The 12,794-nt window shown below is 46.3% G+C and carries 10 protein-coding genes; all 10 read right to left on the reverse strand.

Annotated elements, in window-relative coordinates:
• Positions 1 to 617, reverse strand: a 617-nt coding sequence (locus tag ABDW16_RS24010) for a hypothetical protein (RefSeq protein WP_343673291.1), incomplete at its 3' end; no start/stop codon positions are given.
• 8 nt (positions 618 to 625) lie between these two features.
• On the reverse strand, positions 626 to 1,132 hold the full coding sequence (locus ABDW16_RS24015) for an O-acetyl-ADP-ribose deacetylase (protein WP_343673292.1): 507 nt from the start codon (positions 1,130 to 1,132) through the stop codon (positions 626 to 628).
• A 48-nt stretch (positions 1,133 to 1,180) separates the two neighbouring features.
• Positions 1,181 to 1,627: a YbhB/YbcL family Raf kinase inhibitor-like protein gene (locus ABDW16_RS24020; protein ID WP_343673294.1), complete on the reverse strand. Its 447-nt coding sequence runs from the start codon at positions 1,625 to 1,627 to the stop codon at positions 1,181 to 1,183.
• Between the two features lie 48 nt (positions 1,628 to 1,675).
• Complete coding sequence (locus tag ABDW16_RS24025) at positions 1,676 to 3,037, reverse strand: DUF1735 domain-containing protein (protein WP_343673295.1); 1,362 nt, start codon at positions 3,035 to 3,037, stop codon at positions 1,676 to 1,678.
• Positions 3,038 to 3,047: 10 nt separating this feature from the next.
• Positions 3,048 to 4,772 carry an alkaline phosphatase family protein gene (locus tag ABDW16_RS24030; protein WP_343673296.1) on the reverse strand — a complete coding sequence of 575 codons (1,725 nt, stop codon included), beginning with the start codon at positions 4,770 to 4,772 and terminating at the stop codon, positions 3,048 to 3,050.
• A 9-nt stretch (positions 4,773 to 4,781) separates the two neighbouring features.
• Positions 4,782 to 6,356 (reverse strand): DUF5008 domain-containing protein, encoded by a 1,575-nt coding sequence (locus tag ABDW16_RS24035; protein WP_343673297.1) that lies wholly within the window; start codon positions 6,354 to 6,356, stop codon positions 4,782 to 4,784.
• Between the two features lie 18 nt (positions 6,357 to 6,374).
• On the reverse strand, positions 6,375 to 7,076 hold the full coding sequence (locus tag ABDW16_RS24040; protein ID WP_343673299.1) for a hypothetical protein: 702 nt from the start codon (positions 7,074 to 7,076) through the stop codon (positions 6,375 to 6,377).
• Positions 7,077 to 7,086: 10 nt separating this feature from the next.
• Positions 7,087 to 8,625: a RagB/SusD family nutrient uptake outer membrane protein gene (locus ABDW16_RS24045; protein ID WP_343673301.1), complete on the reverse strand. Its 1,539-nt coding sequence runs from the start codon at positions 8,623 to 8,625 to the stop codon at positions 7,087 to 7,089.
• A 9-nt stretch (positions 8,626 to 8,634) separates the two neighbouring features.
• On the reverse strand, positions 8,635 to 11,754 hold the full coding sequence (locus ABDW16_RS24050; protein ID WP_343673302.1) for a SusC/RagA family TonB-linked outer membrane protein: 3,120 nt from the start codon (positions 11,752 to 11,754) through the stop codon (positions 8,635 to 8,637).
• Between the two features lie 12 nt (positions 11,755 to 11,766).
• On the reverse strand, positions 11,767 to 12,789 hold the full coding sequence (locus ABDW16_RS24055) for a DUF5007 domain-containing protein (RefSeq protein WP_343673304.1): 1,023 nt from the start codon (positions 12,787 to 12,789) through the stop codon (positions 11,767 to 11,769).
• Between the last annotated feature and the right edge of the window lie 5 nt (positions 12,790 to 12,794).

The following is a 12,794-nucleotide window of genomic DNA, read 5'->3' on the forward strand; positions in this document are numbered from 1 at the left end:
TAGCTAAATACAAGATAAGCAGTGGTATTATTCTCTGCCAGTGGTACGAGTATACCATAACAGAGATTGGTGAACATACCGGACGACCATTCGTTGGTGCCTGAGAGTATCACATATTGCTGCCCATTGATGATGCAGGTCTCCATAGGTGATCCGCCCCAGCTGATATATCCACAATCATTCACGGTACTGCCACCTTCGTCGATGATGCGGGTAATCTGCTTTTTGTTGACAATGATGGTACTGTTACCGCCTTCAAACTCTTCTTTAAATTCGAACTTGTAGGTAATGTCATACCCTGGAATGTGGAAAACTGATACATGGGTGGTCGTACTATCACCAGTAATATCAGTATCTGTGTGTGTGAAAGCAATGCCGGGTGTATTGTAAGGATGCTTTGCCCTGATAAAGGCATCAGTTTGTTTGGTAGCGATCACTGTATCGAACAGTACCTTTACCCCTTCCTGCACTTTTTTGCCCTCGAATGCGGCTGGCGATGTCGCTGAGCCGGATGTAGCAGTGCTGATTTCCTTGGCCTTTTCCTCTTGTTGTGATGTCTTGTTTTCCTGATGACATCCTGCTATTGCAAGGGCCATTAGGATGCTGAGTCTTCTCATAGATTTTATTATAATAGGGATTTATACAGGTCGTAATTTTCCCGGTCGAAACATACAAAGATTACCCGTTCAATTATATTATTATTTTCGAGGAAATCTTTTACTGTCGTGATAGCTATCTGAGCTGCCTTATCTTTTGGAAAGTGGTAAATACCTGTGCTGATATTAGGAAACGCGATGGTCTTCACATCGTGTGCCACAGCCTGTTCCAAACTATTGCGATATGCATTGGCCAGTAATTCTTCTTCTTTGGGTTTGCCATTCCATACAGGCCCTACTGTGTGAATAACATATTTAGCAGGCAGGTTGCCTGCGGTGGTCGTGACCGCTTCGCCTGTAGCACATTTACCCTGGCGGGCAATGATTTTCCGGCAGTCTTCGAGTATGGCAGGACCGCCGGCGCGATGAATAGCGCCATCTACACCTCCACCTCCCATCAGTGAAGTATTGGCAGCATTTACGATTGCATCTGCCTGAATTTTAGTGATATCTCCCTGAATAAGTTCGAGTTTCATTGGGCCAAAAATAGGACGAAAAAAACTTCTGCCAAAGGCAGAAGTCTTTTAATTACGCTGATATGTTCCCATCAGGCTTCCCTGCCCTATAATGTGCCCTTCCATAGCATGCTGCAACTCCTGTTTGGATGCGCCTGCAGGCAGGTCGAGGTCTGTATCCAGGGCGAATAAATAAAAATAGTAACGGTGTGACCCAGCTGGTGGACATGCACCATGATACCCTGTTCTGCCGGCACCATTTTTACCACTGATGCCTGGCCGGCCACCCTCTTCTATATCCGACACAGGATCTATATTCCATACCAGCCAGTGATCAAATGTTCCTTTTGGCGCATCAGGATCCTCAGCTATCAGCGCCATGGTTACAGTACCTTGTGGAATTTGTTCTATATGTAGTGGAGGACTGACTTCATCTCCATCGCAGGTATACTTTGCAGGTATGGTGCCTTCATTTTTGAAAGCTTTGCTACTGATCTTCATTTCCTGTACTTCCATAACAAACTGTTTATGGAATATACCAGAAACAACGTGCCAGATCTATTGCTAGGGCCGTTTAATCAGCCGCCACTCTGCCTGCTGCCAGAGGGAGCTACCATGTGTAGCAGTTACATACAGGCGGTAGAACTTATACGCATCCTGGTTGGAGAAGGTGTACTTCACCGTCAGGAAACGGGAACCAAAGTTTTGGTCCACCCGTTTATCCAGTACTACCCAATCTGTACCATTGTTAGAGCCTTCGATTGTCCAGTCTTTTGGATCACGATCAGGGGCATCGTTGGCAGAAGTCATGGTATAAGCACCCGTAGTTTGCGGTGTCGCAAATTCCAGCATCGCCCATACGGTGGAGAAGCTACCTAACAGGAACTTTGTATTGATGTTGTTATCGATCAGTTTGGGCGAGTTCTCATTGCCATTGCCATTATCATACTGTGTCGTGTATTTGATGTTTTGGTTGGTGATGTCGGTTTCTATCAGTTTGGAAGGATCCAGTTCCAGTACAATCACATTTTTGGAAGAGTCCAACAGATGGCGGGTAGGATCGGTGAGTTGAATGGCCAACACTGGTTTGTTGTTTACATTGTTTTTGATCGAGGCTGTCTTGACGGTGAGATTGAATTTGGCTACGTTCGTATTGGCAGGGAAATTCACTGCCGCAGGCAGCGTGTAATCCGTTCCTGATTCAAGCAGTACTGATCCTGCCAGCGTACCATCGTCAATGAGCGCCTGCGCCGTATCTGGCGCGGCAGCCAGGTTGACAGAGAAGGCACCACCGGCTGTACCACCCAGGGTAACGCTGACTGGCAATGTCACTTCTGTATTGCCCAGTGTATGATCTGTTCCATCCGGCTCCAGCAATACATTGCCTGCTTTGGTGAAATAGAGATAGTGGATCTCTGCTTCCGAAATCACCTTGTCTGTATGAATAAGGATGATCGCCATTTGTCCTTTTGCATCCAGGGTATTCTCTTTGGTAATATCTGATAAACGTACCGCCAGTGCCAGGTCATGGCCATAATAACGTTCTATCGCCTGCATACTTACCTTTAGCGGGATGCTGAATGTATCCAGCCCAAACCGGATCTCAGCAGTACGTGGCAGCTCGTAATAAGATGCATCCAGTAATACGGCATTATCCAGCTGCTGATTATTGATCAGGGTATTGATGGTATCGTTATCCACACCGATATTCACGGTAAAGATCTTTGGTGTGGCAGCAGAAAACACGAGCTTTACAGGGATGGTAATATCGTCTGTTGCCTTGGTATAATTATCCACGCCTGGTATATTCACAATTCCATTCTCACTGCTGATAGCAACATTGACAGGGCTTAACTGCTCATCTTTGAAACGGTCATTTTTTTTACAGGCAAACAAAATTAACAGTAGAAATATATAACGGCGCATAGCAGGCAATTTATTTGTTAATATCTACATAAGAAGTAACCCATACTTTTCCATCCAGGTCCCATTTAGTATCAGCAGCAATCTGCAACCAGTTCAGTATCTGACGCACAGGATCTACAGGCTGTGGCACCAGCTGGGCCAGGTTATTGGCACTACTTGGGCACATCAGGTCACTGAAGTCATCCCACTGGTAACTCCCCCTGATCTGGAAATCGTGCGCCCATTCACTCTGGTCTTTGAATACATTGCCGTAGCCATCCTTGCAGGACCAGTAGCCTACCAGGTAATCGTGATAAGGATGTGAGGTGGGTAGTTCTGCTGCACAAACATATTCGCTGATTATATTGTCGGGGATTGCTGCTTTCCAGAACTTTACTTCTGTGATATAAGCATCCAGCCAGCGGTTGTTCACAATGTTGCCAGGCATATAGCCTAATGTGAGCGGGGCATCTGTATCGAAATTACCATATCCGGTGATGTCTGCTTCTGTACTGAAATTACCATCTGTGAGCAGGCGCAGGTACCGCTTGTTATCCCTGTTTACAAACACGGCGGCAATATCATGCCACTTGCCATCACTGATATTGCTGGCAGTAGCCATATTAAAACCTGCACCATCCTGACCAAAGTGTACTCCCCATGCATTTACTTCCAGCGAGATATTCCAACCGGTATTATGCCACCAGTCCAACGACATGTTGTTCCCTATAACAGAGGGATAGGTGTAAGAATAATCTCCTGCAGACGTCTTGTTCTTTTTGATTTTCAATTCTATCGTTGCTTCTGCATTGTTACCCAAATTATAATCTTCCTTACCGCTGTCAATAGTAGCGTATACTGCACTGGCCGCAGTATTACCATACAGGCGCACTGCTTTGCCCGTATAACGGTTACCTGTATATGGACGGTCTAAAAAACTTGGCGCATAGCGGGGAGAATAATAAATGGTGAAAGTGTTCACCTTTGTATTGCTCAGAATTGTTCCATCATCATCTGAAGGATCGACCTGGTAAGGGCCGCCATTACCAGCAGTGATGATCACCAGCCAGTCTTCGGAAGCGAAGGTTTTGCGCTGCTTTAAGGCTGCCAGGATCTTACCGATATTTTCATCTGCCTGCAAGATGGCTGTTTTATATTCAGGAACACTCACATCGTATCCATACTGGCGGCCTGCCAGTTCTACCTGGGAGAACTGACCAAATACCATACTGGCAGTATCGATCGTTAACTCCTGCAGAATAGCCTGGGTAGCGGCTGCATCATCGTCCGCATAGGTCTGATTGACGTCGGTATCTGTGATTAAATATTGACCCAGGCTATCTGAGGAGCTGTATGCTGCAATACGGAACTTAGGTGCTCTCTCTTTGATATATTTGAAAAATACAGGGTATGCCTGCAGGTGGTTGTTACTAAAATCATTCTTCACCACACCATGCTTTTCCTTATGCACACCGGTGAGCAGATCTGCCCACCCCGTACTGCGCAGGGCAATGGTATCACTGATGCTATTCCAGGAATAGATGGCATGCTCTGACAGTGCCAGCAGATTGGGAGCACCGGCATCTCTCACAGATTCTCCCCGCGCACCGTCAATGGTGAGGAACAATATCTTGGGGGTACGAGCTATCACCCCTGTACTGTCATTATAATCTTTCTTATCCAGCATACGGTCGTAGCCTTTGTTGCAGGCCATGAAGCCGACCAGTAGCAGGAGGATGTATATTCTGTACTGCATAATTGACCTTTACTTAAAGAGTAACCTTACTACATTGGTGATTTGCACCCTGTTGAACGTACTGAATAGCCCTGTGATGAGCGTCTGTGTCTGACCAGAAGAATTGGTGGTTTCAAATATCCTGGTGAGACTTCCACTAAAATCGGCCGTGTTGTTATAGCCTGCCGCCAGCGAGCCATCAGGGTTTAATACCATGAACCCACTGCGGTGCACATTGCCGTACTTATTGAAATAACCGCTGACTACTATCAACCCGTTGTTCAGCTGCTGCGCTAACCTGTAACTCACATCAGTCGCCATGGGCAATGGCACCAGCTGCGGATCCACAGTGCCATCTGGTTTGAGCATGACCAATCCCTGGTGATCTACTCCGTCGAACTTGCGAAACACCCCTGCCAGTATGAATCGCTGGGTAGTGGCATTGTAGCGGATACTGGCAATTGTATTGTCAGCACCGGTACCACCAAAGCCCTGATCCAGGCTGCCATCAGTATTGATGCGGGCTATGTAGGGAGCCGCTGCGCCATTGTAACGGGTAAAACGGCCTACGATTATCAGCTTACCATCGTCCTGCATGAATGCATCGGTAATAGGTCCGTTTGCACCATCATTACTTTTGTGCAATGTGGTATTGTAATTGAACGTTGAATCGAGCGATCCGTCAGGAAAGAAACGTACCAGATTCCTGACAGGCACACTGTCTACCACCAGCGAATCCCGCTCATGCAAATAATCAGATATGCCATACACGTACTGCTCGTAATAACTAAAGTTGCCGATTGCAGTAATCTTATTGTCATGTATAAATACCCTGGAGATATTTCCATCTGTACCACCATTGAATGCAGGTACTGTATCTTTCCCTTCAAATGTGTTGACAACGGTGGAATCTATTGAACCATTGGCATTCAATACCGTAATGTTGTGTATCTCTGCCAGGTGTATATCGTACGAAGCAAAGCTGCCACCTACTACCAGCTTGCCACTGGGTAGTGCCCCGATCGTATTGAGTGAACCATCAGCGCCCCGGCCTGATTGCAGTGAGCGATCTATCTCACCATCTTTGGAGATGAGCACAATACGGCCAATGGGTTTTACTACACCCTTGTGTTCATAATCCAGGAAATCGCCAATGAGCAGAATACGACCATCTGAAAAACGGTATAAGTCATTCACCCAGCTGCTGCTACCTACTACGCCTTTCCAGGTATTGTCTATATCCAGGTTGCCCTTTACTTTGAATACAGGCCCGATGAATACCTGGTCGCCAATAGATACACTGGTCACCCCCGTACTGGCAGTGGCAGGTACTTTCACCTGGATGCCGGTGGTATCTACCCCTACTATTTCGCCCGCTTCTCCATTGAAGTTGAAGTGAATACTGTCCTTGTGGGGCAACAATCCTTTGCCTTTGAAAGTGATGACGGTACCAGCCGTAGCTTCTGACGGTGCAGGGGCATCTGTACTGAGTGTTACCCCCAGTGGTGTGCGCCCGCCCGCATAGGGATCCGGGTAGACCTTATCTTTTTTGCTGCAGGCACTGAGCGCCATGCTAACAGCCAGTATATATGCGCGTATTTTCATATCGTGTGCTATTTTTTATCATCCACCGGTTTGCATTACTGATATCATATCGTACAGGAAAGTGGCGATGTCAAAACCGAAATAATTGTGATCCTTATCCAGTGTATGTACCACCCCATTGTCTGTGAGGATATTGGTAGAAGAAACAACTGCCGTGTTCCAGTTATCATATGGATAGGTCAGATCCGGTATATAGGAAATGGTGAGCTGCCGGTAGCCTACATACTTCACCCCATTGTCATCTGTGTAGACCGCGCCAATGTTCATGGTCGTATTATTCCATGAGAGATAGTCCTGTCCCGGATAAATAGATTTGAGACTGAAATCAATCTGGGGGTAATCCTTCAATTGATTCGCACCATGGAACATGTATCGCTGCAGGTATTTTTGCCATACCACCTGCGGTACATCGGCAAGGGTCTTTATGGTATCATATCCGTACATATAGAGGTTGTCATTCATTAGCTCTACCAGGTTCTTGATACTACGGTCAGTGGGGGCAAAGAAGGTGAGCGTATCTTTTGTAAATACATCTTCCATACCTGACAACCTCACTATCTGGGCCAGTGAATCAAAGAAAAACGGGACTGCATCCAGGTAGGTCAGTGTATTGCCTTTGAAATGCGGATCCTGGGTACCGGAATCCCGGTAGTATTCATCCTTTTTACAGGCCACCAGGCACATCAAAATCAGGGAAGAAAATAAAATCATTCGCAGCATAAGACATATTTTATCTTAACCAGTAATTATTTAATTGCATGTAGGGATTGTTATCCAGCGAAGCTGTGGATATAGGCCAGGTCCATCCGCCATTATCAAACTGTGATTGTGTAAGGGCGTAATAACACCAGTTTGTATTCGTTACCCTGCCTGTTCTCACCAGGTCGAAGTAATAGTGTCCTTCCATCATCAGCTCCTTAGCTCTTTCTGTGAAGATGGCCTCCTTGAGTGCAGTACCCCCTGCTCCCTGGTAGAGCGGAGTCTTGGCCCTATCCCTGATCAGGTTCATCATACGTATGGCTTCTGCATCTTCGCCCATCTCTGCCAGTGCTTCGGCCCTGAGCAGAATAGCACCTGCATAACGGAGCACAATGAGGTTGTTATCCACATTCACATCGTCATTCCCCTGTTCATATACACTGTTGTATTTTAAAAAGAGGAAGGTGCCATCGTTGGCGAACATCTGCGAGTCAAACCACATTTCTATACGGGCATCCGGTACACCTGTAGGATACAGCCGGCGCAGGTAATCGGCCCTGAAATAACAAAAGCTGTATTGGTGATTGGCAGCCGGGCGCTTGTAAGGATAGTGCACCACCAGCTCTGAGAGGTCGTTCCATTTTTCTGATAAAGTTTCTCCATAGTTGCTGCTGATCACAATATCAAACAGGCTTTCTTTGCTCCGACCCTTGAAGATGGTGAAAGACTGGTCTATCGGCAACAATTCGTAAGCGGCACTCTGAATCAGTTCATTGCCCAGATCAGCAGTAGATTTATAGTATTGCTGTGCATTGGCTTTGTCAAACCCTGCATTCCACATATTCATTTCCATAATGAGTCCTATGGCAGCTCCTTTGCTGGCGCGTGCCCCCCGATTGGCAGGGTCTGTAAATGTCCAGGGCAGGTTGTTCATCACACCGCTGAGGTCAGCAATACAATTTTTTATCACGGTTACCATTTTTTCTCTGGGTAGCGGTGCTTCGTGATACGCATCTGTATAATAAGCAACATCGCCCCACAGGCGTACCATTGTCCAGTAGGACAGGCAACGCATAAAGGTGGCTTCTGCCTGGTATTCCAGTTTCTGCTCATTGGAGAGGTCGGGTATACTTCGGCGGCCTACTTCGTACTGAAGGATATTACAAGCCTGTATCACCCTGTAATACGGTTTCCAGTCTGACAGGTTCCCCAGGTCAAATATGTTCCAGAAGTCCTTGCCCGAAGGTGTATAGATCAGGGGCAGCAAATCATTTTTAGCGGCATATTCTACAAAGCTGCGGTCATTGCCATCATTCTTCTGCGGCGAATAGGCCAGCATACCACCCCTCACCTCCCCTGCTACGGCATACATAGGACAGGAGCCCACTACGTCTCTGAACAGGCCATAGATATCCCACATATTATCTTCCACATCGCTGGCATTCTGGAAAAAGGCGTTGCCAGACAGTTTGTCCAGTGCCTTTACATCCAGGAACTTTTTACAGCTTCCCTGGGTAATCAATAGTAAACAAGCGATGAGATATATCCTGCGATACATATTCGTTCTCATTTTAGTGTGTTAGAATTCTATATTCAACCCGAAATTGTAACTGCGTGGCACGGGATAACCACTGGACTGATCACGTCCCAGCGCAGATACATTTTCTGGGTTGGGACCGCTGTATGGCGAGAAAGTGATCAGGTTATTGCAGGAGAAATACATCCGCACTGAATTCACACCATAGCGGTTGGTAAACTTCCTGTTGAGTAAATAAGCCAGTGTGACAGTGTTTATTTTCCAATAAGAACCGTCTTCCTCTATCAGCGTCTGATCATACCTGTAAGGTTTGATAGAAGAGTAACGGGTATAATCAAATGGATTCGGATACTTCGCATTCGTATGGTTGGGTGTCCAGTAATCCACATCGCTCACATCTACTACTGCTTTGGCAGTGTAAGGATCTCCCAGGTACTGCATTCTTTCAGCAAATGCATTGTTGAGAATTTTGCGGATCAGTGTATACGATGTACTGAGGTTCAGTGACCAGCTCTTATAGTTTACATAAGATTGTAAGCCACCGGTGATGAGTGGTTGTGAATTGCCTGCAGCTACATAGTCGTTATTATCCAGTATGTAGTTATGATCTACGTCTTTGAAAATCGGGTCACCCGCTTTGAAGTACGTACCGTCTGCTGTGCGGTAACGCTGACCGGTAGCGGGATCCACCGGCACATCTGCATCTGTGGCATACACCCCTTCTGTTTTGAACAGGTAGTTCGTGAGACTATTTCTACCTACACGGAATAAGGTATGCTGGCTGTTGGTATAATCGTATTCTATGAGTTGCCTGGCCCCATTGGGCAGATGGGTCAGGATGTCTTTATTTAAAGCAGCATTCACAGACACGGTCCATTGCACCTTGCTGGTACGTGGCAGTGGACGGAAGGTCAGGGTCAGCTCATATCCATAGTCTATGAGCGAAGTTTCGTTGGTGGTGATTTGATCAAAGCCGGTGATGTTCGATAAGTTCTTTGTTCTTAACAGGTTTTTCACCGTTTTGTAATAAGCATCAAAGATCACTTCCAACCGGCTGTCAAAGAACCCGGCTTCAAAACCGAAGTTGTATTGCGTGGTGGCGGTGGGTTGTAGGGTAGTATTGGGCAACAGTGAATAATTAATACCCAGTCGCTGATTGGCATTGTAGGTGCCACGGGGGTCGAATGTACCATAGATAGAAAAGATATCGCCGGATGGTACTATGTTTTGTCCCCAGCTACCTCTCAGCGATCCATAGGTGAGCCATTTCTTATCACTGAGAAAACCTTCCTTATTAAAGTTCCATCTCACCCCCACTGCCGGGTTCTTGGAATAGGGATCTTCAAAGCCACTGCTGGATGTACCATCCATGCGGTAGCTGAGATCCATTACATACTTTTGCTTATAGTTGTAAGAAAAGGTACCTGCAAAACTGGCAATGTGCTGCTTACTGTAGTTATCCAGCAAACCACCACCCAGCGAAGCATAGCCATCATATCCCAGTGGACCCTGGTACTGGTCATTCGGGGTTTTCTCCTGCTGTATTACCTGCGCCTGAAATCCTTTGCTGTATATTTCGTTGAAAGCAGAGATAAAGAAGTTGTGGTTATTTTTGATAGAAGCGAAATAGGATATTGTATTCCTGTTGTACAAAGTAAACTTGCGGTCATCGTATGCATACACCTGCGAAAAGTCACCATGCGCCGCAGCAGGTGTGAACCTGTCTTCTGTATTACTTGCATAGTCATAGCTCACACTGGAACCCAGGCTCAACCCTTTTAACAACTGGTAGCTCACATCAATACTCGCTCTTACATTGGCGGTTTTGTTATCATTCTTTGTATCTAATGAAGACAATATACTGGAAGTGCTTTGATAGAAGGAAGGTCCTGGCAACAAGGAAGATGCGGCCGCATTTGAGGCCACCCCACTTTGTGTGAGACCATTACCGTCTCCTTTGTTTCTTTTACCTACCTGTGTGGATAAGCTGGTGAATACCCTGAACCTGGGATTAGGCTGGTACAGCATATTTGTATTCACAGAATAGCGGTCAAAACCTGTATTGCGGATCACCCCATTTTCATGGTAATAACCCAGATCTACTTTGTAATTGAATTTAGGATCACCACCACTGATGTTGATATTGTGTGTCTGGTTGTAAGTAGCGTCATAAAATACATCCTGCCAGTTAGTAGAATTGTTGTAATAAGGATTGAGACTATCTGCCAGGAAGTGGGTAGTAGATATGTTGTAAATATCATTGATATTGCCACTATTGTAAATCTGCTGCAGGCGTAATCGTCGCTCTGCCGCACCACCAATCGTCTTACGCAGCTGTGGCGGTGTATTTACAAAGAAATTACCGGTATAGCGCACCAATGGTATAGGAGAGCTACCCCTGCGGGTGGTAAGCAGGATCACACCATAAGCACCACGGGAGCCGTACAGCGCCGTTGCCTGTGCATCTTTCAGTATCTCCATGCTTTCAATATCTTCAGGAGGAATGAGGGACATAGGGCTTACACCCGGACCTGCTGACTGATAACCGTATTCAAAGTTTGCATCTGCATCAATCGGCACCCCATCTATCACATACAAGGGAGAAGTAGGCGACAGGAAGGCATCATTCCCACTACCCGTCACGGTGATATTGGACAGCCCTCTGATTTGGATCATACCACGGGCACCGGGCGCACCGGTATTATTCTGTATATTCAAACCAGCCACACGGCCTTGCAACAGTTGTTCTACGTTTGAAACTGGTACATCCTGCAATTCCTTTCCACTCACGATCACAGCAGAACCCGTAGTGACTTCACGTGTCTTTTTCTGATAACCGATGATCACCGTTTCATTCAGTTTATTCTCAGTGACCACCAGGCGGATCACCAGTTCTCTCTTATCTTTCAGGGTAAAACGATAATCAGCATAACCAATATAACGGAACACCAGCGGGGAATTGGGCAGTACACCGGCAGAGAAATGACCATTGGCATCGGTGATGCCCACCGCTTTCAGCGGCGAACCTGCCATGATACTGACCCCCACTAATGGTTCATTGGTAGATGCATCTCTGACCTGCCCGGTGATGGTAACCTTGTCCTGCGCCTGTAGGAAAGCAACGGTCAGCAGACAAAAAAGCAACAGTATAGATTGTTTCATAATTTTCATTGTTTATTCGTCCCTGAACCGGGGGTTGTTCCTGAAATAGAAGATAATTTCCCAATCTCCTTCCTGGTATATATTGAAGGAAAGATCCATGGTGCCTGTCTCCCTGAAATTGCCAAAGCCCACTCTTGTAAAACTGAATTTCACATAAGCCTGGGAACCATCCCCATTGGTAAAGCGGGTCCTGAACCGCATCAATGGAATGGGATAAGCAACCTGGTACGTCACACCTGTAGTAGTACGCTGAATATCGAAACCGTGTAGCAGGCTATCCCAGGGTGTGAGGTTGAACTTAGCCGGATCTATAGGCAGGGAATCCTTATCCATAAACTTAAAGGTGAGGCTGTGGCCATTGCCTGCTTTGTGAAACAGTACCCGTACGCTATCTGATTTCAGGGCCAGGCTGTTATCGTCGTTGGTGATATTATTTATACCGGGGTGATTATATTGCAATACGAAGATGGAAGAATCATTCGTGTTGGGATAAGTAGCCTTTTGTAAACCAGTGATGGGATCATATTCATAAGGTGAATATGGCTGTTCCATATACGGCATCAGGCTCAGATTTTTATACACATTCTTACCACCGGAGTTCGTCGCTTCTACATCGAAGAGATAGCCGGAATCAGGTTGCGAGCGCAGACTGGTCGTAGACCATAACACGAAATCGCCGGAGGTAGGTCTGATCTCCCATATAGGATGTGTTTCTTTAGTACGCTTGGCATTGATCTCCTCCAGTGATTTCTCATAGCCTGTATAGGCTTGTTTCCATACCAGTGCCTCTACAGTCTGATCCAGGTCAGTAGATGCCTCCCCGGTTTTCTTCAGGCGTACATTCAGAATTTTGAACTGAATAGGCGTACTTGAATTGTCTGTATTAAAGATCTGGGAATACAACGTGGTCCTGCCCATTACAGGTGCAAATACTGTTTGGTTGTACACAGCCCTGGCACTGAGATAATCCAGGTCATCTGGTGCCCATTTGCGGCAGGAAATGAATAATAGTAATATTAATAACAGTCGTTTCATGTGCA

It is taken from the genome of Chitinophaga sp. (assembly GCF_039596135.1).
Taxonomy (GTDB): domain Bacteria; phylum Bacteroidota; class Bacteroidia; order Chitinophagales; family Chitinophagaceae; genus Chitinophaga.

Excerpts from the sequence above, each read along its gene's own strand:
- ABDW16_RS24015 (WP_343673292.1), bottom strand. The coding sequence starts at position 1,132 with ATGAAACTCGAACTTATTCAGGGAGATATCACTAAAATTCAGGCAGAT.
- ABDW16_RS24020 (WP_343673294.1), bottom strand. The coding sequence starts at position 1,627 with ATGGAAGTACAGGAAATGAAGATCAGTAGCAAAGCTTTCAAAAATGAA.
- ABDW16_RS24025 (WP_343673295.1), bottom strand. The coding sequence starts at position 3,037 with ATGCGCCGTTATATATTTCTACTGTTAATTTTGTTTGCCTGTAAAAAA.
- ABDW16_RS24030 (WP_343673296.1), bottom strand. The coding sequence starts at position 4,772 with ATGCAGTACAGAATATACATCCTCCTGCTACTGGTCGGCTTCATGGCC.
- ABDW16_RS24035 (WP_343673297.1), bottom strand. The coding sequence starts at position 6,356 with ATGAAAATACGCGCATATATACTGGCTGTTAGCATGGCGCTCAGTGCC.
- ABDW16_RS24040 (WP_343673299.1), bottom strand. The coding sequence starts at position 7,076 with ATGCTGCGAATGATTTTATTTTCTTCCCTGATTTTGATGTGCCTGGTG.
- ABDW16_RS24045 (WP_343673301.1), bottom strand. The coding sequence starts at position 8,625 with ATGAGAACGAATATGTATCGCAGGATATATCTCATCGCTTGTTTACTA.
- ABDW16_RS24050 (WP_343673302.1), bottom strand. The coding sequence starts at position 11,754 with ATGAAACAATCTATACTGTTGCTTTTTTGTCTGCTGACCGTTGCTTTC.
- ABDW16_RS24055 (WP_343673304.1), bottom strand. The coding sequence starts at position 12,789 with ATGAAACGACTGTTATTAATATTACTATTATTCATTTCCTGCCGCAAA.